Annotated in this window: 22 protein-coding genes; 10 read left to right on the top strand and 12 right to left on the bottom strand. The window is 43.4% G+C overall.

Features of this window, described 5'->3' with window-relative positions; translation table 11 throughout:
- Positions 1-14: 14 nt before the first annotated feature.
- Complete coding sequence (locus tag F0361_RS13080) at positions 15-878, top strand: sigma-70 family RNA polymerase sigma factor (RefSeq protein WP_138258859.1); 864 nt, start codon at positions 15-17, stop codon at positions 876-878.
- A gap of 524 nt (positions 879-1402) precedes the next feature.
- Here F0361_RS13080 and F0361_RS13075 read toward each other — a convergent pair.
- The 6 genes from F0361_RS13075 to F0361_RS13050 all read right to left on the bottom strand — a co-directional run bounded on the left by F0361_RS13075 (position 1403) and on the right by F0361_RS13050 (position 11130).
- Positions 1403-2590, bottom strand: a complete 1188-nt coding sequence (locus F0361_RS13075) for a YaiO family outer membrane beta-barrel protein (protein WP_246160886.1) — start codon at positions 2588-2590, stop codon at positions 1403-1405.
- Positions 2591-2616: 26 nt separating this feature from the next.
- Entirely contained in the window at positions 2617-5001 is a 2385-nt protein-coding gene (locus tag F0361_RS13070) for an LTA synthase family protein (protein WP_154919100.1), read from the bottom strand.
- 2 nt (positions 5002-5003) lie between these two features.
- Positions 5004-6434: a glycosyltransferase family 2 protein gene (locus F0361_RS13065; protein WP_154919098.1), complete on the bottom strand. Its 1431-nt coding sequence runs from the start codon at positions 6432-6434 to the stop codon at positions 5004-5006.
- The gene (locus F0361_RS13060) at positions 6427-8922 is read right to left on the bottom strand and encodes a HEAT repeat domain-containing protein (RefSeq protein ID WP_154919096.1); all 2496 of its coding nucleotides are present in this window, start codon (positions 8920-8922) and stop codon (positions 6427-6429) included. Before F0361_RS13060 ends, F0361_RS13065 begins: the two co-directional genes overlap by 8 nt.
- Before the next feature lie 70 nt (positions 8923-8992).
- Positions 8993-9355, bottom strand: coding sequence for a response regulator transcription factor (locus F0361_RS13055; RefSeq protein WP_138258864.1), 363 nt, complete (start codon positions 9353-9355; stop codon positions 8993-8995).
- Between the two features lie 2 nt (positions 9356-9357).
- Entirely contained in the window at positions 9358-11130 is a 1773-nt protein-coding gene (locus F0361_RS13050) for a hybrid sensor histidine kinase/response regulator (protein WP_154919093.1), read from the bottom strand.
- 141 nt (positions 11131-11271) lie between these two features.
- Here F0361_RS13050 and F0361_RS13045 point away from each other — a divergent pair, with 141 nt between their 5' ends.
- Complete coding sequence (locus F0361_RS13045; protein WP_154919091.1) at positions 11272-12555, top strand: dipeptidase; 1284 nt, start codon at positions 11272-11274, stop codon at positions 12553-12555.
- A 4-nt stretch (positions 12556-12559) separates the two neighbouring features.
- Here the strand turns inward: F0361_RS13045 and F0361_RS13040 are convergent, their stop codons facing one another.
- Complete coding sequence (locus F0361_RS13040) at positions 12560-12961, bottom strand: acyl-CoA thioesterase (RefSeq protein WP_138258867.1); 402 nt, start codon at positions 12959-12961, stop codon at positions 12560-12562.
- Between the two features lie 348 nt (positions 12962-13309).
- On the opposite strand from F0361_RS13040, the gene F0361_RS13035 reads away from it, so the two are divergent.
- Positions 13310-13717, top strand: coding sequence for a glyoxalase (locus tag F0361_RS13035; protein ID WP_154919089.1), 408 nt, complete (start codon positions 13310-13312; stop codon positions 13715-13717).
- Here the strand turns inward: F0361_RS13035 and F0361_RS13030 are convergent.
- A complete protein-coding gene (locus tag F0361_RS13030) occupies positions 13709-14389 on the bottom strand; it encodes a DUF2461 domain-containing protein (protein ID WP_154919087.1) in 681 nt (226 codons plus the stop codon). The two genes, F0361_RS13035 and F0361_RS13030, sit on opposite strands and share 9 nt — an antisense overlap.
- Before the next feature lie 93 nt (positions 14390-14482).
- On the opposite strand from F0361_RS13030, the gene epsC reads away from it, so the two are divergent.
- Both epsC and cysM read left to right on the top strand, forming a co-directional pair.
- A complete protein-coding gene (gene epsC / locus F0361_RS13025) occupies positions 14483-15274 on the top strand; it encodes a serine O-acetyltransferase EpsC (RefSeq protein WP_138258870.1) in 792 nt (263 codons plus the stop codon).
- Positions 15267-16151 (top strand): cysteine synthase CysM, encoded by an 885-nt coding sequence (gene cysM, locus F0361_RS13020; RefSeq protein ID WP_154919084.1) that lies wholly within the window; start codon positions 15267-15269, stop codon positions 16149-16151. Before epsC ends, cysM begins: the two co-directional genes overlap by 8 nt.
- A 12-nt stretch (positions 16152-16163) precedes the next feature.
- On the opposite strand, the gene corA is transcribed toward cysM, so the two are convergent.
- Entirely contained in the window at positions 16164-17255 is a 1092-nt protein-coding gene (gene corA / locus F0361_RS13015; RefSeq protein ID WP_154919082.1) for a magnesium/cobalt transporter CorA, read from the bottom strand.
- 42 nt (positions 17256-17297) lie between these two features.
- Positions 17298-18083, bottom strand: a complete 786-nt coding sequence (locus tag F0361_RS13010) for a tRNA pseudouridine synthase A (protein WP_154919080.1) — start codon at positions 18081-18083, stop codon at positions 17298-17300.
- A gap of 88 nt (positions 18084-18171) precedes the next feature.
- Between F0361_RS13010 and F0361_RS13005 the strand changes: the two genes are divergently transcribed.
- Together F0361_RS13005 and F0361_RS13000 are read left to right on the top strand one after the other, a co-directional pair.
- Complete coding sequence (locus F0361_RS13005; protein ID WP_154919078.1) at positions 18172-18609, top strand: hypothetical protein; 438 nt, start codon at positions 18172-18174, stop codon at positions 18607-18609.
- Positions 18610-18746: 137 nt separating this feature from the next.
- Entirely contained in the window at positions 18747-19235 is a 489-nt protein-coding gene (locus F0361_RS13000) for a hypothetical protein (protein WP_154919076.1), read from the top strand.
- A gap of 56 nt (positions 19236-19291) precedes the next feature.
- Here F0361_RS13000 and F0361_RS12995 read toward each other — a convergent pair whose 3' ends face one another.
- Together F0361_RS12995 and F0361_RS12990 are read right to left on the bottom strand one after the other, a co-directional pair.
- Positions 19292-20761, bottom strand: coding sequence for a MoxR family ATPase (locus F0361_RS12995; RefSeq protein ID WP_138258876.1), 1470 nt, complete (start codon positions 20759-20761; stop codon positions 19292-19294).
- A 93-nt stretch (positions 20762-20854) separates the two neighbouring features.
- Entirely contained in the window at positions 20855-22021 is a 1167-nt protein-coding gene (locus F0361_RS12990; protein ID WP_154919074.1) for a vWA domain-containing protein, read from the bottom strand.
- A 333-nt stretch (positions 22022-22354) separates the two neighbouring features.
- Between F0361_RS12990 and F0361_RS12985 the strand changes: the two genes are divergently transcribed.
- The 3 genes from F0361_RS12985 to F0361_RS12975 all read left to right on the top strand — a co-directional run bounded on the left by F0361_RS12985 (position 22355) and on the right by F0361_RS12975 (position 24537).
- A complete protein-coding gene (locus F0361_RS12985; protein WP_154919071.1) occupies positions 22355-23170 on the top strand; it encodes a DUF1853 family protein in 816 nt (271 codons plus the stop codon).
- Between the two features lie 156 nt (positions 23171-23326).
- Entirely contained in the window at positions 23327-23599 is a 273-nt protein-coding gene (locus F0361_RS12980; protein WP_154919069.1) for a hypothetical protein, read from the top strand.
- 308 nt (positions 23600-23907) lie between these two features.
- Positions 23908-24537: an MSMEG_1061 family FMN-dependent PPOX-type flavoprotein gene (locus F0361_RS12975; protein ID WP_154919067.1), complete on the top strand. Its 630-nt coding sequence runs from the start codon at positions 23908-23910 to the stop codon at positions 24535-24537.
- Positions 24538-24765 lie beyond the last annotated feature (228 nt).

The raw sequence follows: 24765 nt of genomic DNA, 5'->3' as shown, positions 1-24765 counted from the left end.
AAATACACACATACATGAGGCAACTAAAGATTATCAAGCAGGTAACCAATCGCGAATCGAAATCATTGGACAAATACTTGCAGGATATCAGTAAGATTGATTTAATAACAGCAAACGAAGAAGTAGAACTGGCCCAAAGGATACGCGAAGGTGACCAAGTGGCCTTGGAAAAATTGACCACCGCTAATCTCCGATTTGTGGTATCCGTAGCAAAACAATATCAGAATCAGGGTTTAAAACTACCCGATCTCATCAACGAAGGAAACTTAGGCCTAGTAAAAGCGGCCAAACGCTTTGATGAAACCCGAGGGTTCAAATTTATATCCTACGCCGTTTGGTGGATACGTCAATCGATTTTACAGGCTTTGGCAGAACAATCAAGGGTCGTTAGGCTACCCTTAAATAAAATTGGTTCGATCAATAAAATTAAAAAGACCTTTTCCTATTTAGAGCAAACGCACGAGCGTCCACCATCCGCAGAGGAAATTGCCAAGGAATTGGAAATGACGGTAACGGAGGTCAAGCAATCTTTGAAGAATTCCGGTAGGCACGTTTCCATGGACGCACCGTTACGCGAAGGGGAGGATTCCAATCTATATGACGTTTTGAGATCCGGGGAGTCCCCAAAACCGGACAACCATTTATTGCAACAATCCCTGAATACGGAGATCAATAGGGCCTTGGAAACCCTATCTCCCCGTGAGGCCGATGTTGTAAAGCTTTATTACGGTATTGGCGACCAACAGGCCATGACCTTGGCAGAAATTGGCCATACGTTCGATTTGACAAGGGAACGTGTACGGCAAATTCGGGAAAAGGCGATCAGAAAACTACGCCACAATTCAAGAAGTAAACTTTTAAAGACATATCTAGGATAATAACCATATTAGCCTCAAATAAAAAAGCGCCTTTAAGAACTAAAGGCGCTTTTTTCGTAGTACACACTAGACACTAAGAATACGTTAGCTTGCTGATGTTTGAGTCCACAAGAATATTGTTCAAATTTTCAATAAAATTATGATAAGACGCGTTATCGTTCCCTTGATTTGCCATAATATTATATTATAAGGTTAAGAGCTATTCAATTACATGTAATCCAGCTCCGCTAATTCGTTAAGGCTTAGGATTTCGTTTAGTTCCTGAAGAAAAACCAAATATTCTTCACCGTAGGTATCGTAAAGCATGGTTAGGGGTTTTTTAGGTTTATAATTTCGATTTGGTTACTCAATTAGTACAAGCTAAAAGTAGGTGCTACTTCCCTTTAGGACAATTAAATGTGGTAAACCCGTTCATTTATGTTGTAAAAAATACGGTTGCTATAGGTTTACTTTTGCAATTCCTCCACAACCCCCTAATTTACTTGGCTGCAAACCTATACCGTTCGTCGATAATTTAGATTCGTTCAACGGAATTTCACCTGATAGGCAATGCCTGCGGTTACGGAAAGGAAGAAATTTCCGGAGCTGAACGCCAATTCCTGTCGGTTTACCCCCAGATTGGCCTTGTATTGATTGTTGCCCTTTTTGTTGGTAAACTGATATTCCAATCGGAGTCTTTGGGCTTCCAGGTACAATAGCGTTTCGGACAACAACTGTCCGTTGATAATGAATTGGTTCAGTTCCGTATCAAACCCGTAAACCAGGTTCATGCCCAAAAAATTGTTTCCGTCCTTGAAATACTTTCGGACCAGGAGATTTCCTGAAATACCCAGGCCCTTTTTTGCATCGGGCACGAAATAAGGTCTGAGCACCGCATAATAATTCCCTCTGTACAGCCCAAAAGTTCCCGTTAGTATGGTTGCCGCATCCTGCTCAAAAATCAGGTGCCTGAAACCTAAGGAAGCTTCCATGGCCTTGGGCAGCTCCTTTAACAGCTCCCCTCCCATCCGGTGCCTGGGAAAGATGACATCACCGGAATAGCCATAATTTACATAGCCGCTCAGGGATTTGGAAAATCTGGGATAGGCATCCACCTCAGCCTGTATCCCATTGATGTTAAACCTACGATTATAGTTGATCCTAGGGATAAGCACTCCCCATTTCGTCCTTTTTTGATATTCCAGGGCCCCGAAATACATGGGGTCCAAATCCCCATCGAACACCTCGGCCTCTGTGTATAAGGTCAGGGATTGATTGCGTTCCTCCGCAATCTTAGTAGTTTTTAACCGGTTCTGTAAAAGTTGTTGGTCTTCGATATGTTGGACGATTTCCTGTTTTAGACGCAGCAGTTCCTCGTCCTGTGGCAAATAGTTCAAGGCCTTATTGGCCAGTCCCAAAGCGATGTTGTAGTTTTTGGCGTACTGTTCGTTCTTGATTGCACCTACCCAAGCTTCGGAATTTTTTCGTTCGGTACTCGTAACCCGATTGAATTCCAATCTTGCGGCATCGTATTCTTGGTCCCAACTGTAGGTCTTTGCCAACAAATTTCGAACATCCAAGTAATCCGGGTACTTGGTAAGGATACTTTTTAAGGTATCCCTTGCCGATGCCCTATTGCCCGCAAAGGCCAAATCCCTTGCAGCGAAAAAAGAAGTGTCCGGATCTCCGGAATAAACGGTTTCCTGTCCCAAGGCATTGAGGGATACTAGCATTACGAGTATAAAATAAATCCTTTGTCTCATTTTCTTTGTGTCCCTATTTCAACCGTTTCTTGCTCGATGGCACTTTTTTCATCCATTACTTGCCCTTGGCGGATCAAAGCAAGGGACCTTTCGAATTTTTCGTTCAAGATTTTATCCTCAATCCCGTTCTTACGGGCCAATCGTTGTATTTCATACATATTTTCATTCTTCCCGGACCAGAAATAGGCATCCATCAAGGCGCAATAGCCATCCTCGTACTTGGGGTATTTCCGGATCACGTTGTATAAAATTTGAATGGACCTTTCATAATCGCCCTGCCATGCCCGCACCCTACCCATGAGTATTTCCGTATCCGCATGCCTTGGAATTTCACTCAGGATATATTCGCTCAGCAATAAGGCCCTGCCATAATCCTTGTCAAAAGCCAATTGCTTGGCATGTCCGTAGGCGTTGTCAAAATCCTTTCCATTAAAGACACTCTCGATCCAGATCAATTCTTCCTTGGTAAATTTGGGTTTTCGGTCCTCGATTAAGGAAACCGATTTTGGTATGATCCTATTGTTTTCCGTAACGTAACTATTTACGGTCTTGAAGTTTTGGAAACGTTCTTCAAGTAAGGACACCCGGGTCTCTTCATCATCCTCTAATTCCCGTAGGTTCAAATCCTTATCCAGTTTGTAAATCTCCCCATCGGAATAAAACAAATCGTCCAGTATAAAATCCTGTATTCTGTAGGCACTCCGCATCAAGGGAACCTCCTTAGGGTCTTTAGTACCGGATTTCCTAATTAGATCCCCTCCCAGAAAACCTACTTGGTCCGGGACCTTACTATTTTGTTTTTCCGAAAGCAACCCGAGAAGACTTGGCGCTATATCCGCATGGGAAGCAACGTTTGTTATCTCCGTGGCGGATTTCAATAATGGACTAAAGATCAACAAAGGAACCCGATACTTTGAAAGGGCGTTGTCCTGCGAAAGTTCGGAGAGCTGATGGCTTCCGGTTATCACATAGATCATAGTTGAAAAATCAGGGGAAAGTTGCTCCCGGGTCATGAACTGGGCCAACGCTTCATCGGCATAGACAAAACTGGCAAAAAGTTCCTCGTTACGTCGCACAAATCGTTGTTCTGACGCTTTCATACCAGAGGTCTCCACGATGTTTGCCACTTTATGGGTATAGGTATCGATTTCGGGGATGTGATAGGGTGCCTTGGTACTCAAGGTCAGGAACACATCCAATTTTGGCCCTACGCTAGGCTTGGCATTCTTATGGAAATTGGAAAACAGGGCACCGTCCGGATAGCCAAGGGTAATTCCCGCAGCATCCTCCTCTTGCAGGCTAAATTCCCTTCCAAAGTTGTTTCGGTCAAAAATCTGGTCGACTTTCTCTTCCTCCAAAAATCGGTCTATATTGAACAGGGCGGTATTGCCCCCATGGTTAAAACTTGTTTTGTACCCGTTTTCCCGTAAAATACTATACAGGGTATTTCTATAGGTAAAATCCGGTAGCGTTGTGAATCCGGATTCCCCAAAAGGCAAGGACCCAATAATCGTGGGAAAGGCGGCGTGACTTTCTCCCGTATTGCTCAGGAAGTTTTTCCAGCTCAGGGATTTTCGCTTCAATTCCTGCAAGTTGGGCATAAAGTCCGTAAAACGTCCGTCAACGAACTCATTTCCAAGACCATCCAGGATGATAATTTTGATATGCGGCAAGGTATCCATCGGTTTAAAATATCCGGCCAGACCTGTTTCCTTTTGAAAAGGCCTTACCAGCGGATATTCCTCGGTACCCTCATAACTATAGGATTGCAAGAGGCGCTTCGTCACGTGATGTGCCAAATACTGGGTCTTGTTTTCGTTGATGGGTTTTTTATCCGAATACAGCGTAGCCAGAAAAATGCTGAAAAATACGATGGTCAGCGGGTACATGCGGCTTATCACGGTATAAAACGATGCGATGTATTTGTAACAGATAAAACAGACGGTCAAGGTAATAGAGGTTGCCACCGATGCCTGTAGCAAGGAGAACCGTATTTCCTTGTTCTTGAACAGTCCCAAAAAATCCGAACCCAAGGGCTCAAAATTCTGTACGTAGTAGGTAATCAATACCGCTTCCAAAAGCAACAGAATAATCAACATAATTTGAACGACCCGAAGCCCAAGCCCTGGTTTTTTATTTTCCAAAAGATTGAAAATAAAGGCCAAAAACAGGGAAATGACGGATGCATATCCCAAATGGTGCAATAGATAAAGTAAGAAGCTACTGTTGAAAACACTGTCGAGAACACCAATCGCGTATAGCATGGCATTCTGATAGATGGAAAGGACGACCAATCCCACAAAGAAGGTAATGACCACGGGGATAAAATCCCGTAGTTTCCGCTCCTTGCTTTCGATATGTTCTTCCCTGTATTCCAGCATGTTTACGTAGCTTTTGCAAATCCTTTACGAACCTGGGAACCCCAACCCGACTTGATCTTGAACAATTTTTTGTAATTGCCACGAACAGCGGACCATACCACCAAAGGATGGAACGTTAGTGGCTCAATGATGGCACAGAACATCAAAATCAAGATATCCTTTGTTTTCTTGTATTCGTTATAGGAATAGACATCCCAGAGAATGGCGTAAAAGGAGAACATGATGGAATAGATGTAAACGGCCGCCGTTATGGCCAAAAAGAACTCCCAATTCAAAATTCCCAACCAATAAAAAAGGATGATGGTAAAAAAGCCGAAAAACTCCAACAAGGGAGCCAACCATTCATAAAAGAACCAATAGGGATAACTGAGCATGCCCAATCTTCCAAACTTGGGGTTGAAGAACATGTCCTTATGCTTAAAAAGGGTCTCTAGGTTCCCCCTCGCCCATCGGTCCCTTTGGTTAACAAGGATCTTTGGGTCTTCGGGAACTTCTGTCCAGCATAGCGGATCCGGGATATATTCCACGGTATACGGCAATTTACGTTCGTGCATGTAGCGCCGCATCTTGAATACGATTTCCATATCCTCGCCCACCGTATTGGTATCATACCCCCCAACTTCCAAGGCTATTTGACGATCAAAAAAACCAAAGGCCCCAGAAATGATCAACAAACTATCGATACGGCCCCAAGCCATTCTTCCCAAAATAAAGGACCGGGTGTATTCCAACAATTGAAAACGGGCCAGCCAATTGGTAGGCAAGCGGATCTCCTCCAATTGTCCGCCCTGTATGATGCAGGAATTTGCCACTCGGATTACACCGCCCACCGCGATTACCTGCTTTTCTGAACGCTGGTAGAAGGACTTAACCACGTGCAAAAGTGCATCGGGCAATAGTAGGCAATCCACATCGATACAGCCCACATATTGATTGGTAGAAAGGGCCATGCCCGTGTTCAGGGCATCGGACTTACCACCGTTTTCCTTATCGATTACGGTTAATTTTGAAAAGGCCTTATGGGGCGATTTATAGATGCCCCGTATGGGTTTGTTCTTCCAATCCGGGTCTATTTCCTGCTCAATTTTATACAGATCGTAGGCGTCTATCATTTTCTGTAAGGTATCGTCCTTACTCCCATCGTTGACCACCATGACCTCGTAATTCACGTACCGCAAGGACATAAGCGAACGTATATTCTCTACAATGGTAAGCCCTTCGTTATACGCCGGTGCAATTATGGTAATGCTGGGGGCCAAGGGAGAGGCCATCAGCTTGGACATGTCCCCAAAACTATTTTTGTTCCTGTAGTGGATGGAATTCCTTGTGGACAAATAGCCCATAATGGTAAACATGGAAAAGAGCACTACCGTAAACACGAAGAAAACGATGTTTATATACTCCATCAATATGTCCAAAAACCCGCTAGCCATTCTTTTTGTTGTAAAATTTGGTGGACATATTGCACAAATGGTCAAAAAGGGTATTGCGGTCCCCTGTATTGGAGGATCTCGTATACTTCCTTTCGGTGGAACCTTCTGTTGTTCCGGCAGGTTCAAAGTTCAATTCGAAGAAATCCGAATTGTCCTGATTTAACAGTTGTTCAATGGATAAGGAAGCATCGTCCTCTTGAACCCCCAAATCTACAGTCATCTCCTGAAGTCGATTCTGTAACCTATGCAGTACTTTTAAAGCAGTTTCCCGGATACCCTTATGCGCATCGGAGACCAAAGTATGGAGCAAGGGCAATTCCTTGGCATCGCCAACTTCTGCGATTTCGTTCAATAAAAACAGTTTGGTCTCCAAATCGCCTTTGGAAATCAATTCCTCAAAAACACTATATTCCTTTAGGGCTTCCGTGTTCTCGACATCTGATTGTGTAGTGTACGTGGCAATAAAGTGGTCCAAAATAGTACCGATCCGTTCCAAAACAGCGGGGGAAGTCTCGCTCTCCAATAGGGATTTTAAAAACGGAATTTCCCGTTCATCGCCGAGTTCCTCAATATTTTCCAAAAGGGCCATGGTTTCCATGTCCTCGTAGAAATTTGGTTTGGGGATAAGGTCCTCAAGGGAGAAAACCGTTTCCGAGGTATTTTCTTCAAGTTTTATTTCAGCATCTTGCGATTCGTTTTCTTGGGATTCCCATTCAAAATCCAAGGGCCATTCCATAGAATTTTCCTCGGCATCGGGGAACGCAACGGAGTTTTTACCTACCGTATCTTCTGACGAATTCATATCCGAAAAATCCAATAAATCCAGTTGAAATTCATCAATGTGAGCATCTGCTCGTGAAGCACGTATCTCCTCATAGGCGACATCCATGGATTCCGGACGAACAGGTTCCGCTTTTGGTTCTACAAAAACCTCTTCATAATCCACGTTAAGGGATGAAACGCTTACCGGCTCCGATTTTTGGACGCCCAGGACTTCCTCAAAATCGACCCGTATTTGTAAGGGATCCTCTAATGTCTGTTCCCGGCGTTCAACCACCAGAGGCAAAAAGCTGCAATCAAATGCTATGGGCCTTGCTTTGGTTTTCAATTCCTCAAAAACCACGGGAAGGTCATTAAGGGAAATTTCCTTTTCTTCGGATACATTGGCAATCCCTTCCCTATCCGAATCGATAACCAAGGGCAAAAATGCTATTTCTTCCTCGGTCAATTCCAGGGCATCCTCTAAATCCAAGGTTTGCATCTCCTCCTCTTCAATTTCTTCGATGCTGGGCTCCCAGGTTTGCGTGTCCAAGGATACTTCATCGGAATCAAAGGTTCCGCCATCCATGAATTCTGGTTGGGATGTAGGAAGCTCCAGATTTTGGGCTTTGTATGTTATTGTTTCTGACTGAAACTCGTGCTCCGTTTCATCCGCTTCCATCTGATCAACCTCATTTTCGGGCACCTTAAGCTCGGTAACTTTTTCTATATCCTTTGTTGGCAGAATAGCTTCGGGCTTGATTGTGTTGATGGCCCTTACCGCCTTGTTCTTTACCATAAAACTATAGTTCTGGCCCTCAATATCTTCCAAAAACGGAAGGTCCGCCTCACTGCCAATTTCTGCTACGGTATCCAATATGTGCATGCGGATATCGGTACTGTTCCTATCAAAAACCGACTTCAGCACTGGCAGTGCTTCCGTGATATTGAATTCCTTGATACAGTGAATAGCCTCCCGCTTAATATGGTCACTTTTATGGTGCACCAAGGTAATCAACGAGGTGCGGGCGTCATTCTGGTTGTAATGTTTTATGAGCCTTAGGGCAAAAAGCACCACATAGTTGTTCTTGGAGGTCAACCATAGCCTGAATGGCGGTGCGAGATAGTCCTCCTTGTTCCGTACCACATCCAAAAGTTTCAATTGCTGCCATTCCGATATCTTATACTTCGTATGGTCCAAAAAGAAAGTGACCCCTTCCCGCTTAAGGGTCACCACGGCAATTTCAGCCTGTTTTCTCACCGTGGGCCGCCTATCGTTTATAAATCGGGTAATGGGCATATAGGCTTCTTCCACGTGCATTTGTGTAAGTTCGAATATGCCTTTGGCAATGTCCTCCCAACGCCAACTTCTTAGCTTTTTATACGCATCTTCATGCAGTCCCAGGTCCTGATAAATATGGAACAGCTCCGCCCTAGTCGATCCGGAAACATCCTTGCGAAGGTCCATGAGGATTTCCGTTAGCACTTTACGGTCGAACGGACTCTTGATTAATTCCCTGACCTCTATTTTGAGCCATATATAGTTAATCTTTTCAATCTTGTCCCCGTTTTCATCATAGAACAAAAACTCACTCACAATAGGTGAAAGCTCCTTTTTCTTTTCCCTTATTTTTTGGGCTTCCCTCGTAATCCTGTTTCTGAAGTAGAAAACGGAAATTAGGTATACCACGGCCAGCCCTATAAAAAAAGAGGACAAACCCCATAGCAAATCCGTCGGGATTTTGGGGCTTGTGATCAGGGTCGTTATTTTATAGGTCTGGGGGACTATGACTATAGGTTTATGTTTTTTTCAGTTCGCGTGTCAACCGGACCATTAATTCCGATGGACTAAAGGGCTTCGATATAAAATCGTTCGCGCCCAATTCAAAGGCGCTAAGTACATTCTCTTCATTTCCTGCCGATGAAATAATGATAATGGGCGTGTCCAAGGATAGCTCCTTTCGCACATAGGTGATCAATTCGATTCCGGAGAAATAGGGCATCATGATATCACAAACGATGATATCCGGCCTATGGGTCTCCATATACTCCTTCATCTCCTTGCCATTGGAGGTAAAATGCACCTTAAAGCCACTCTTTTTGAGTCGAAAACTCAAAAGGGACGCCAAAAGCTCATCATCATCTGCCAATAGTACCTCCATACTTAGCTATTGGATTGTTTTTTGATTTGGGCAAAGGCCGAATCGATTTGTTTTTCATATTCCGGATATTGCTGAAGGAATGTCTCGAATAATGCCCTGAGCTTTATTTCGTCCAGAGCTTCAGTGGAAGCCTGCATCTGGATCATGATATCCACAAGTTTTTCCAATTGCAGCATTTTGAGACCAGCCTTCAGCTTATGGGCGGCAAAGCCTATTTCCTTTAGTTTGTTCTGTTTGAGGTCGATTTTTACCGAACCGATAAACTCATATACATTTTGCTTGAACAAGCGAATAAGTTCTTCCAATACGACGATTTCCCCACAACAATCTGCCAATACGCCTTGTAGATTCACAGTGGTAGCAGGGTTTCCCGTAATGACGCCTGTCTTTAGGAGTGCCTTACTTTCTTTGGGAAGACCTTGTTTCTTGGCCTTTAAAAGCTTTTTCAACAACTCGTCCAGCGTGTAGGGCTTCAGCAAAAAGTCGTTGATACCGGTCGCAATGCAGTTTTCTTCGTCCTTGGCAGTAAAATCTGCACTTACGGCAATGATGGGAACCTTCTCAAGATACTTGTCGCCCCTAATTAGTTCAGTTATTTGAAAACCGTTAAGGCCGGGCATCTTCAAATCCATCAGAACTATATCAATTTGCTGTGTTCGCAGTATACCCAAACCTTTATCCGCATTGGAAGTAACGTATACCCTACAGCCCCATTTGTCCAATTGCTCCTTTATAAGGTGCTGGTTCATGGTATTGTCCTCGAACACCAAGATTTTGGTACCATTCAACAATTCCTTGCCTTTAAAGCCCGTAACCGTGCTAAGGGTCTGTTTGCGAATGTTCTGTGAACTGCCTTTTTTTAGTGGCATGGTAAACTTGAAGGTCGAACCCTCTCCCATTATACTTTCCGCCGATATTTCGCCTCCCTGCCTTTCCACCAATTCCCTGACGATACAAAGTCCAAGGCCCGTCCCCCCGTATTTGGGGTAAATATGCCTATCTGCCTGTTTGAAGCATTTGAAGATATCGCCAAGCTGTTCCTTGGACATACCGATACCGGTATCCGCTACGCTAAACTCCAATATATATTCTTCCTCATCCTGTTTTAAAAGGGAAACCTCTAACCGAATGTATCCCTTCTCCACAAATTTGATGGCGTTCCCCAATAAATTGAGAAGTATCTGGGACAACTTGGAGGGATCTCCAATCAAAGTCCCGGGAATCCCGGAGTCGATTTTTAGCTGTAGGTCTATATTTTTATCGACCAATAAAGTCTGGCTTAGAAAAATAACGTCGTTGATCAATCCGTGGAAATTAAAATCAACGGACATAAAGTCCTCCATACCAGAGGATAGCTTGGAGTACTCCAACACTTCATTGATGATTTCCATCAAGTTCTGGGAGGCCATATGTATGGCATCGACCTTTTTGGATTGGGTTTCAGTAAGGTTGTCTTCGCGCAAAAGATTGGTAAAACCGATGATTCCGTTCAACGGAGTACGGATTTCATGGCTAATATGTGCAATGAACTTGGTTTCCTTGCGCTGTCCCTCCGCCGATGAATTTTTGTCATTGAATTCATTTCCTACAGAAGCTATTGGTAAGGGGCTGTTGGGATTTTGGATCTTTCCCTCCAAAAGCTCCGAAAAGGCCCTAAAAGAGTTTTTTAACGAAGCGGCCTCCGCTGCATTAAGCGATTCAAATGAAAAGCTGGATAAGCTTGATTCCAAATGTTTTAACTGACTCAGTAAGTTTTCTGTTTGTACACCGTCCATGAATGGGTAGTAGTTTTGGGGTCCTTCTTAGTTTTCAGGAAATAAAATTGACCCTTTCATGGTCTACCCACAATTAAATGTTCCCTAGGCTTCCTTTTTTGTTGTGAATAGTCTTTATTTGTAGGTATAAAATGGTACAAAATGAAGCGGTACATCTATATTTTAGGCGTTTTGGCAGTATTTGCCTGTAAAGAGGAAAAACCACAGGTGGCGGAATCCCTTGAGGAAAAGGCCAGGCGTATCCATAACAACGTAATCACATTGGACACCCATGATGACATCAATGTGGCCAATTTCACGGATAGTATCAACTATACCCAGCGCCTGAATACCCAGATAAATCTTCCTAAAATGGAGGAAGGAGGTCTGGACGTGGCATGGTTGATCGTCTATACGGGACAGGATACCCTAACGGCCGAAGGTTATGCCAAAGGGAAGGAAAACGCCATGGCGAAGTTCGATGCCATCCACAGGCTTTGTGAAGAGATTGCCCCGGACAAAATCAATCTAGCACTTACCTCCGAAGATGTACGCCGCATCCACGATGAAGGCAAAAAAGTGGCCATGATCGGGGTGGAAAATGCCTACCCTATGGGCGAGGATTTGTCGGAGTTTGAACGCTACCATGAACTTGGGGCGCGCTACATTTCGCTGGCCCACAACGGTCATAGCCAATTCAGCGATTCAAACACGGGCGAAGCGGATTCCGTATGGTTACACAATGGTTTAAGTGAATTAGGAAAAGAAGCTGTAAAAGAGATGAATAGATTAGGAATTATGGTGGATGTTTCCCATCCATCGAAAGAAGCCATGAAACAGATGATCGCGTTGTCCAAGGCTCCGATAATTGCATCCCATTCCTCGGCCAGGGCACTGTGCGACCATAGCAGGAATCTGGACGACGAGCAGTTGATGCTGATGAAGGAAAACGGGGGCGTTGTCCAAACGGTCGCTTTTAGTTCCTATCTTAATACGGAAAAGCACGAAGCCCGTGCAGCCTATATGAAAGAGGTATATCAGCAGATAGCGGACTCGCTAGGTATCGAATGGTACGAGCGTTCACAGTTTAGAAGCCTTACGGACGAGCAAAGGGCCGCATTTATGGAAAACTATCCCAAGGTAACCCAGATGGGCCAGGAATTGGTAAAAAGCAGAAAAGATGCCCCTGAACCCGTGAACGTTTCGGATTTTGTGGACCATATCGACTACATGGTCAAATTGATAGGTATTGACCACGTAGGTATTAGCTCCGATTTTGATGGAGGCGGAGGCATCGACGGATGGTCCGATGCATCAGAAACCTTCAATGTTACCCTGGAGCTTGTGAAAAGAGGCTACACCGAAGAAGAAATCGCCAAGCTTTGGAGCGGTAATTTACTCCGGGTATTGGACGAAGTACAGGCCATCGCCAAAACCATGTCCTAATATTTTAGGTGGTTTCCGCCGCTGCCAGTCTGTCTTTCACGAACTCAACCTTTGTCTTACCATGCGGGGCTGGTTTGCCGTCGTCACCTAGGTTTACCATGATAATGTTGTCCACGGTAACAATGGTCTCGTGGTTCATTTTGTTTCGAACCTCACAGTTCAAGGTAAGCGAGGTTTTCCCGAATTTCACGACCTGAACCCCAATTTCAACAATGTCCCCTTGTTTGGCGGCACTCATGAAATTGATTTCGGACATGTATTTGGTGACTATCTTGCTGTTCTCAAGCTGTATGATACTATATAGGGCGGCTTCCTCATCGATCCATGCCAATACTTTCCCACCAAACAACGTTCCGTTGGAATTCAGGTCTTCCGGCTTTACTAATTTTCTAGTATGGAATCTCATAACGTATTGTTTTACAGGTCAAAATTATAACGAAAAAAGTAAGGAAATAGGGCCCTTCACCATATTTAACAGACGGATTTATGAAGATGTAAAATGTTGTGCCAGCGTACTATGGAATCAGCAAAAATATAGGTCGGATTTTAGGATAATCGCCGATTTTTAGGCCACGTCAACAGATCCTTTAACATTTCATTGTCCTTGGTTAAACCCAAAATATGCAATAGAAAATCTATTAAACCAATTTTAAATGTGTGAAAGAAGGGCATTGTTTATAACCCCGTTAAAAACTAATATCCCAACGCAAATCCAAGCGGACTTTAATGGCTACCTTTATAAAAACCGCACAAAATGAACGACAGGTCCCAAAAGTTGCTTCAGATTCGCCCCGAAATTCCTTCCGCAAAAATTCTCCCGAACATGAGCGAGGAGGAACGTTTCCAGAACAAAACGCTGCGCCCGGTAATCAAACTTCAGAACGGTTTGTTGCTGGCTTCCTTTCAAAATTATATCGTGAAAGGAAAGAATTCCTTTTATAGCCTAAGTTTGGAAAATAGGTTGGGCTACATTATTAACGCCATCCAGAAGGATATCAAGTACCGTAATTCCTTAAAAGGAATGATTATAGGTCAATTTACATTGGAAGAATATGAAACCTATATTAAAAACTCATCGGCCTTGAACAAAAGGATGATGAACATGGTCATCAAGAGACTTCAGGACCAGATACAGTATTTTGAGGACGGTGTCCTAGCCTAAAAGCGACTCCCCGTTAAGGTCCGTGGTCAAAATGTTGCTCATTAAATCAAAAAAAGGCCGAATAGCCATAAAGGATTCGTTGATTTTCTCTACAAAATCAGGTGCTAATACTTCTTGATCTGTAAACCTTCGCATAAAAATATACTGTTTCTTGCGGATGAGGTCGATGTTGGGATCATCCTTATCAAATCCCTTAGGCGCGGTCTTTAGCTCCTCCCCTTCCAAACTTCCCCAGATTTTTTGGAAGTCATGGTTTTCCATAATACACCTAAACTCGATGGCGTCCACCTCGAACTCCTTTCGAATCCTGTGCAAATCGTCCTTTTCTGGATTCCAAAATCCAGTGGCGATGAAACTACCTTCGGGTTGTATATGCACGTAATAGCCTCCTCTACGATCCGCTCCCATTCTAGTAAATGAGGCCGAAAAATTGAACTTATAAGGTGTTTTGTCCTTTGAAAACCGGATATCCCTATAAATCCGGAAAACTTTCATTTTTTCTATCTTATCATGCATATTCAACTTGTCCATAACTACCTGAAAAAACTTCTTGACCTCAGCCTGCTGGACCTTGAACCGCTTTTTATGTTGCTCGAACCAATCCCTGTTATTGTTCTTTTTTAGATCGTTTAAAAAATCGAGTGTATTTTTAGTAATTACGGTTTGTGACATACGACTACGGTATTGTGATTTTAAGCTAAAGTTAACCATTTGCGAGGAAGACCTTTTGAATTAATGGTTAATTTTGAAAGATAAACCAAGCCAATGAGCCACCCATCCATCGTTGAAAAAATAAAACTTCACAAGAAGCAGCCAAACCTGCGGTTTCGGTTGAAGAAAGATACCGAAGCCTTTACGGACCTCCTTTTCCATACCTTGTTCGATATTGAAATCCCCGTGGCGGATAACTTGGAAAAACTAGAAGCGCAATTCGACAATCTTGTAGATTTGGCTTGTTGGGATTGTCAAAAACCCTGCAAGAAAATTTGGGGAAATTATGTGCAAAAGCTACCCGGCATTCTTGAAAAATTGAACATGGATGCGGAAGCCACGGTTAACTGCGACCCTGCATCCCTTTCCATTGAGGAGGTTTATATGGCCTATCCCGGTTTTTATGCCATTGCCATTTACAGGCTTGCCCATGAGCTCTATACCATAGGTTTTCCCTTGGTACCCCGATTAATGACAGAATATGCCCATCGCCAAACCGGTGTGGACATCAACCCAGGCGCCCAAATTGGCGATTCCTTCCATATCGACCATGGAACAGGTGTTGTCATCGGCGAGACGGCCATCATTAAAAACCATGTGAAAATCTATCAGGGTGTCACGCTGGGCGGGCTGTATGTGGCCAAACATTTGCAGCAGACGAAAAGGCATCCCACTATTGAGGACAACGTTACAATCTATGCCAATGCCACGATTTTAGGAGGGAATACGGTCATTGGTGCCAACAGTATTATTGGGGGAAATGCTTGGCTGACGTCCTCGGTTCCAGCAAATAGCACCGTTTACCACTCCCCAGAAATAAAAATCAAAACCCAGACCGATGTCTAATTCGATTCTTGACCTTATTGGAAACACCCCGTTGGTGGAATCCAAAGTATTGAACACCAATCCCAACGTTAAACTACTGTTTAAAATGGAGGGCCATAACCCAGGAGGCAGTGTAAAGGATAGGGCCGCCTATAATATGATCAAAAGCGGACTTGAACGTGGAAGTTTAAAACCGACGGACAAACTCATTGAGGCTACCAGCGGAAATACGGGCATTGCTTTGGCGATGATAGCAGGAATATTCGGATTGGACATTGAACTCGTAATGCCCGAAAATTCAACCAAGGAACGGGTACAAACTATGCGCGCCTATGGAGCAAAAGTGACCCTTACACCATCCGATATAGGTATCGAGGGTGCCCGCGATTATGCCGAAAACAAGGTCGAAAAAGAAGGTTTTGTCATGGTCAACCAATTTGCCAACGACGACAACTGGAAGGCACATTACATGACCACCGGACCCGAAATCTGGAGGGACACCCAAGGTACCGTCACCCATTTCGTTTCCTCCATGGGGACAACGGGCACCATTATGGGAACATCAACGTTCCTAAAGGAGAAAAATAAGGATATTCAGATTGTTGGGGTACAACCCACGGACAACTCTAAAATACCCGGCATACGTAAATGGCCAAAAGAATACCTGCCCAAAATATTCGATGCCTCCAAAGTGGATACGGTGATGGAAGTCAGTGAGGCAGAAGCGGTGGAAATGGCAAAACGATTGGCCAAGGAAGAAGGCATTTTTTCCGGTATGAGTTCTGGAGGGGCCGCTACAGTGGCACTTCGTTTGGCCGAGCAATTGGAACGTGGTGTCATTGTATCCATCGTGTGCGATAGGGGTGACCGTTATCTTTCCTCAAATCTGTTCGATTGATCGGACAATTTTCTACAGCCAGTCCTTTCTTTTAAAATAGACCATCATTCCTATGAAAAGCAGGATCATTACGGCCCAAACTGCATAATACCCATATTTATAATGTAGTTCCGGCATGTGTTCGAAATTCATACCATAGATACCCGCAATAAAGGTCAGTGGAATGAAAATGGACGCCATAATGGTCAATACCTTCATCACCTCGTTCATTTTATTGCTCATGTTGCTCATGTACATTTCCATAAGGCTCATACTCATTTCCCTGTAAATCTGAAGTGTTTCGTTTATTTCCAGGGAGTGGTCCAAAGCGTCCCGTAGAAATAACTTGGTATCGTGTTTGATCAGGGGGCTTTCAGAATCGATGAGCCTGCTCACCAACTCCTTTACGGGGAAGACCCAGCGTCGTATTTTCAATACCTCTTTCTTTAACAGTTGTATTTGGTGGGCCACCTCAGGTTTTGGGTCGGCATAGACTTCATCCTCCAAGAGTTCAATACGGTGATTAATGTGCTCCAGAACCAAAAAATAATTGTCGATGATGGCATCCAAGAGTGCGAAGAACAAATAATCTGCACCTCGACTCCGTATTCGTCCGGATTTTGAGTTTATTCTATTCCGCACCCCGTTGAAAACATCATCCTTGACTTCCTGAAAAACCAGCACGGAATTCGTCATGAGTACCATAGCGATATGTTCAGGAACAATTTCATCGTTTTCGTTCAAATAGAGCATTTTAAAAACCCCAAAAATATAACCATCATATTCGTCGATTTTTGGACGTTGGTCCGTATCCACGGCATCCTCCAAAAGGAGGTTGTTCAGGGCGAAACCCTGCCCCAATTCCTCTATAAAACGTACATCCGTAATGCCAATAACATTGATCCAAGATGTTCGTGGGTCCTTTTGATATTGGAGGATATCTTCCAATCGTTTATGTTCCTGGGTCTCCACCTCTTCTGAATCGTAGGTGGTAATGAATACGAGACTTTCCGACTTCTCTTTAGTACCCAAATAACTGACCGTTCCCGGGGCGGCACCTACTTTTTCCCGAACACGCGATACCTTTTTCTTTCTTTTTGGCAATCCAATTTTTCTTTTCACCATACCGGAAATTTATTTAAATATAGTCAAAAGCCCCAAGTCGTATCAATCGAATTTTACCTCGTTCAATATGAGTCCTGAGCCAGGGGCTACGGTAGTCAATCTTAATTTTATATCGGGATTTAGGGAATCCAGAATTTCCTGCTCCCCGAGTTCGCCTTTGCCCAATTGGATCAAGGCGCCCATGATCATTCTAATTTGGTAGCGCATAAACCCTTGTCCCCTAACCACAAGTTTATAGCTATTATTGGGAAAAAAGGAACCGTATATTAGGTCGTTTTCCAAAATTTCACAATAGTCTACGGTCCGTATAACCTGCGTATTGGGTTTTAATCGGGCTGTATATGTAGAAAAGTCATGCGTACCCACAAAATGGGGTGCGACCTCTTTCATCAGTGAAATGTTAAGGTTTTCAATGACATTGTAAAGAAAAGGCGCACAAAAGGGATGGTTCTTTTCCCCGTAGGAAAATAGGTATACATATTCCTTAGATTTGCTGTTTTTGATGATATTGAAATCCTTGGAAACGGATTTTATGTCCAACGCACGAATATCCGGTGGAAGGTTCCTATTAAAGATAGGTAAAAAGGTTTCAAAATCGGGCAAGGGCGTATCATCCAAAAACAGTTCAAAAACGCCATCCAAGGCGGAAACCTTGGAATCGGTACGTCCGGAACCCAAAATTTTGAACTTTGCATCTGGTAGTACGTGTCTGAACGTTTTGTCCAACATGCCTTCAACAGTCTTTCGGCCAGGCTGTTTTTGCCATCCGCTGTATCTAAATCCTAAATATTGGATACGAATCAGATAAAAGTAACGGGTTCTTTTCATTTTTGGAGTATGGATCTAAAATAAGAAGGATCGTTCATTGCTTACAACTTTTTTGTAATTTAAACACAACTAATCAAAACCAATAATTATGACAACTGAAACTAAAATAAAACCACCTGCGTGGTTTTGGATCGTAAGTGTTTTGGCATTACTTTGGAATTTGGCCGGAGCGATGGCCTATATCGGACAGGCGTACATGTCCGATGAAGTGCGCGCCGCGATGACGGAGGCGGAACGAAATCTATATGAAACACAACCTGCCTGGGTTACTGCAGCCTTCGCGATCGCCGTTTGGGGTGGTACCATTGCATGTATTTTTCTACTTCTACGGAAAAAATGGGCCAAGCCGTTATTCATTATTTCCTTGCTTGGGCTTTTGGGACAAATGAGCTATAACTTTTTTATGAGCGATACTTTTGAAGTCTATGGGCCAAATGCGATGATTATGCCCATTATGATCTTGGTCATCGCCATAGCCCTAATTGTATTCTCCAACAAGGCCATAGCTAAAAAATGGATTTCATAAAGTATTGAAAATTAGAATATTAAATTTAGAATTTTCCTTTTAAAAGAAGAACGTACCGTTCATCGAGTTTTTAGAATAAACCAAAGTTGTTTCCGTTTTATAAGGAATCAATCATATTCAAAACCGAAAGATCAAATATGCTCAGTACCATAAAAAGGGTTTTTTCTTGGAAGCTTACGCTGCTTTTATCCTTGATCAGTATCGTTCTACTCAATGTGTTGAGTTTTTACGGACTTTACACCAACAAGTTCTACTTTTTTAAGGTGGACAATTATATTTTCCCAATCCTTTCCTTGGTACATCTCGTTTTTTTATACGTGATGTGGTTTAAAATTAGGGAAAGGGAGTTGAGCGATGTTCCCATGCGAAATTTGGAATACGGACTTTACATCGTCAGCCTGGTCTACCTATTTAAAATTATTGAGACTTTAATTACGCTGTTATCCTATAGCGATTATGAAAACCATTTGATTCCGGTGACCTTTCTTCCCATTGGAATCTTAATGTTTGTACTGTATACAATGCTGTTCGTCCTTACGTTTCTTACGTATAGCTATCGCAAGCAATTTGTAGGCACCTATGTTTTTGATGATAGGAACCAGCACATAGATACCTGGAACTCTTAGGAAATAACCATAACCAATCAAACTAAAAATCCCTTCCAATATTGGAAGGGATTTTTTTATATATCCTTTAAAAAACTGCTATATAAATCCTTGAACTGATAGCCTTCTGAAAACCGATGTTTATTGAGCTTTTTATGCGATACCAAACCCCAAAGCAACAGTTCCTTTAAAAAATAGACATCTCTCTTTGGGTACTCCGGCTGATAAGTCTTTATTAACTCATTCAGTGGCGGTATGCCGTCCAATGCCCTTTTGTATTCCTCGTCCGTAAAATCATCTAGAAGTTCAAAACCTTCTCCCTGAAAAAACCAATGCAATAGCTCATCATACGGCGTCTCTTCATCCTTGCGCTGTAATTTGTTGATCTGGGGGAAAAATTCCGGGAAAAGCGATTTGACGGCTTCATCTATAAGGATTTCGGCAACGACGTCCGCCCCTTCTTGCTCACCTTCATAAACCAATTCAATTTTACCGGTTATTGCTGGAATCACCCCTAAAAAATCGCTCAACCGCACTGCGGTATTCTCCGCCCCGGTCAACAAGGCCCTGCGTTCAGCGGTGCTTAAAAGGTTTTCAAAGGCCGTGATGCTAGTACGGGCACTTACCCCACTCTTCGCGTCCACATATTCACTGTTCCGGGCCTCAAAACTAATCTGTTCCAAAAGGTCCTTGGCCAGGTCTGGCACGTAAACGGCATCGGTTTGTCTGGAATCCAAATGTGCCTCTTGTTCCGTAATTTTTCGGGCTGTTTCAATATCATCGGGATAGTGGGTAAGGATTTGGGAACCGATCCGGTCCTTCAACGGCGTCACGATACTTCCCCGATTGGTATAATCCTCAGGATTTGCAGTGAATACGAACTGAATGTCCAAAGGCAATCGGAGTTTAAACCCGCGAATCTGTATATCGCCCTCCTCCAAAATATTGAACAAGGAAACCTGGATACGCGCCTGTAGATCTGGCAGCTCATTGATTACGAAGATGCAGCGATTGGCCCTAGGTATCATTCCAAAATGGATTACTCGATCATCCGCATAGGACAATTTTAAGTTTGCTGCCTTTATGGGGTCTACGTCCCCTATCAGATCGGCCACGGTCACATCCGGAGTGGCCAGTTTCTCGTAAAATCGCTCACTTTTTGGCAACCATGCAATGGGTGTTTCATCCCCTTTTTGGGCAATCAGTTCCCTTGCGTAGCGGGACATGGGCGCCATGGGATCGTCGTTGATTTCGGAACCTTCTACCACGGGGATATATTCGTCCAATAGGTTGACCATCAAGCGTGCTAATCGGGTTTTCGCTTGTCCACGTAGTCCCAAAAGGTTAATATTATGTCGGGATAAAATGGCCCTTTCCAATTCTGGAATTACAGAATCCTCATAGCCCCAAACCCCGGTGAAGGTCTCCGCACCCGATTTAATTAGTTCACGCAAGTTGTCCCTAAGTTCGTCCTTTATACTTTTGGATTGATATCCTGCCTTTTTTAAGGCACCCAATGTTTTAATTTCCTTATAGTTCAAGCTCATATTCTTTTTTGTCCTTTATGTTAGCTATTGTAGGTGTTATGCACTACCCGCTTTTCAATTTTAATTTTTCACTTAGTTAGCTAATGTTTTTAACTAACGTAGTTTTTTCCTTCGGTTCGATTCATAATCCTCAAAAATCATTTCGCCCAGACCTTTTAGGCCCGTAAAGAAGGCCTTTCCCTTGTTCGCTTCCGTAAAGTGCCGGATGAACTGCTTTAAATATGGATCTTGGGCAATCATGAACGTGGTGATGGGAATATGAAGTTTTCGGGCCTGCCGGGCCATATTATAGCATTTCTCCACAATGTAATCGTCCAGCCCCACGCTGTTCTTATAATAAGTACCGTCCGGCAAACGAAGGCAACTCGGCTTTCCGTCGGTAATCATAAAAATCTGTTTGTTGGTGTTCCGCTTTCGTCGCAACATATCCATTGCCAATTGTAATCCAGCCACCGTATTGGTATGGTAAGGACCAACCTTCAAATAGGGTAAATCCTTTATTGGAATGGGCCAAGCATCATTCCCAAATACCAAAACTTCCAAGGTATCCTTGGGATAACGGGTGGTAATCAGTTCCGATAGGGCCATCGCAACTTTTTTCGCAGGGGTTATCCTGTCCTCCCCGTACAGAATCATACTATGGCTGATATCGATCATCAAGATGGTACTCATCTGGGCCTTGTATTGGGTATCCTCAACGACCAGGTCCTCCTCGCTCAGGTTAAAACTGCCTATGCCGTGGTTCACCTGAGCGTTTTTAAGGCTTTCCGTCATGGAAATATGCTCGAGACCGTCACCGTAGCGGTATTCCCTAAAATCGCCCGTATGTTCATCGCCCTGTCCGGATTTGCCCGTTTTATGGTTTCCAGCACCCTGACGTTTGAGCTTGCCGAATATTTGGTCCAGGGCACGCTGACGAATGATACGTTCCATTTTAGCAGTGATGGAGATACTACCTTTTCCAGAACCTTTCTCACCGTCTTCGCCCATTTCGCCATTCTCCGCATCGGGGTCTAGGTCGAATTCCTCCTGGATGTAGCCCTTATCTTTGAGGTCCTCTATAAAATCCTCAATGGTGTAGTTCTCGTCCGTAAGTTCGTACTCCTTGTCCAATTCGCGCAGCCAATCGATGGCCTCGTCAAAATCGCCCGAAGTATGGGTTATGAGTTCCTGAAAAATATCAAAAAGTTTTTCAAAAGGGGTTTGTTCCGGCGCCTCGTAGGGCACAAAACGGAATCCTTTTCTTGTATTCATAGCCATACCCTAAAATTAACATATTTGAGTATTATGGGAATGCTTTTTAGGAAATGTTAACGTTGATTGGATGTTGGATGTTGGCTATTGGTTGTTAGCTTTTGGGATTTTAGCTATTGGCTGTAGGCTTTAAACCACAAGCCTTTCGCCAAACGCTGTCATCAATTACTGGTAGTTGATGGTTGATTCCTTCGGCTCCGCTCAGGGCAGGCGTTGTTGGTTGATGGTTGATCGTAAAATCTACATTTTTCAGTTTTCATTTTTCACTTGTCATTTTTTCACTTGTCATTTTCAATTTTTCACTTATAACTAGTAACTTAAAACTTTTAACCAACCTCCGTGTCCTCACACCTAGCCCGACAATTTACCGGATTCCAAAACACTCCGTCGCTGTGGACCAAGACCCAGTTTGGCATTACGCAGTTCGAATTTCCTCACGTAGAATTTACTCACTTCACCCCTGCCCCCATTCCCCATAAGATTCGGTTGGGACATCAAATGGAGCATGTGTGCAAACAATTGTTGGACGCTTCCCCGGCCTATGAAATCTTGTTGTACAATGAACCCGTAAGGCAGGGCAAGCAGACTTTGGGGGAAATCGATTATATCCTGCGGGAAACCGCTACGGGACACATCATCCATTTGGAGCTGACCTATAAATTCTACATCTTAGACCCCCAAATTTCCGAGCCCATACACCAGCTGATGGGCCCCAACCGACGGGACATGTTCTTTACCAAAATGGAAAAGATCAAGAACGAGCAGTTTGGACTGCTGCATTCACCTGCGGGTCAAAAAACATTGGCCGAAAAAGGCATCCCAACTCAAAACATCCGACACCAAACCTGCTACAAGGCCCAACTATTTGAGCCGTATCAAAGTAAGGCCATCAATATCCGCCCCTTAAATCCCAAATGTATCGTTGGCTATTGGCTGCGTTTGGAAGATTTACGGAGCGCCGACTTCCAGTCCTATGAATTTTATATCCCCTATAAAACGGAATGGGTGGTCGCGCCCCACGAAGACGTGGCCTGGATGTCCCAGTATGAAACTATTTTGGAGGTAAACATGCGCCTGCTCCAACAAAACGCCCCCATGCTTTGGATAAAAAAAGGACCATACACCTTTGAAAAATGTTTTGTGGTATGGTGGTAGGGTTTTTCTGATTTTATTGTTGATAACTCCAAATAACACATGGGTTTGGTGTATTTTTTCACTGGTTGGAAAGAAGTATCTTGTTATTTAAAAACGGAACTTAACGCTACCTACGCTCTTATATAAGAAGAACGTGAATATTTAAAGTTGACTCAAATGGAAAAAAAGGAACTTCACAAATTAACGGACGAAGAATTATTGCTCGAAAAAAAGAAACATTATAAATCTAAAATTTTCAACGCAATAGCAATAGGTTTTCTTGCTGGCATACTAATTTATGGCGTTTTTTCTTGGATCCAAACACCGGACAAAAAACTTGGATTCCTAATCCCCATGTTAATACCCCTATTTTTTATCTACCGCATGCTTAAAAACTCAAATAAGCATAATGATTTGGAAAAAGAATTAAAGGAACGTGGGTTAAAATAAGAGGTCAAAAATGGTTAGTGTCTACTCAAGAAGACGTGGCCTAGATGTTCCAGAATGAAACAATTTTGGAGGTAAACATGCGCCTGCTCCAACAAAAAGCTCCCATGCTTTGGGTCAAAAAAGGCAAAGCTATTTTCGATAAGCTTTTCGTAGCGTGGTAGTAGGCCTCTCCAAAGGAAACGAATCACAACACACTGTAAACTAGTCCATAAACTTAGGTTCTCGAGGCCAAAAAGGGTAACTTGGATCGTCGGAATAATCCGGTATACAGCAAAACCTAACAAGTTACAAACACCAGAGTTCTACGTATGGATAGAGAATTTAAAAAACGGATTACTACCGAAAAGGAACTTCGCCACATTATGGGACATCCCAACGAAATTGTTTCCAGTAAGACCATTGATTTCATTGACGCCCATTGCAAGAACTTTATTGAAAAATCTCCCTTCATAACCATAGCCTCTTCAGACCTGAACGGTAATTTTGATGTATCGCCAAAAGGAGATGCTGCCGGTTTCGTGGCCATACTCAATGACAAGACGTTGGCCATTCCGGACCGACCGGGAAACAAAAAGGCGGATACGCTCAGAAATATCATTCAAAACCCCAATGTGGGACTGCTGTTTCTGATTCCCGGTATACGGGAAACCTTGCGGGTGAACGGCGAGGCCCAAATTGTAAGGGATGCCCATATATTGGATCAATTGGCCCACAAAGGTAAAAAACCCTTATTTGCCATAATTGTACATGTAAAAGAAGCTTTCATGCACTGTGCCAAGTGCATTATACGGTCTAGATTATGGACTCCAATAGATCAAAATCCCGATATGTCCATCGCTACCTTGGGCAAGACCTTGGTAGATCATGGAAAATTGAACATGGACTACCACGAACTGGACGCTATGATTCGGGAAGATGAACGAACCAATTTGTATTAAACGCTTAGCATTGCATATGTTACTTTGTGGGAAAACCCAAAAATTGCTTGCCCCCTCGCTACCGCCAGTTTGCAACTGGTGGCTATAACCTTAAGCAGGCAACCCCAACCCGTAAAAACCATTTCTTAAATTTTAAAACCATGTGATTCCAAGTCTATGCTTCCGTAGTTATGCGCTGTATTTATTGCAGGTAAGTCGCTAATCACAGACTAGTGAGTGCGGGGTAAA

This window comes from Maribacter flavus, assembly GCF_008386635.1.
GTDB lineage: Bacteria > Bacteroidota > Bacteroidia > Flavobacteriales > Flavobacteriaceae > Maribacter > Maribacter flavus.
Note: the sequence above shows the minus strand (reverse complement) of the source record. Positions and strands in the feature narration are given on the sequence as shown.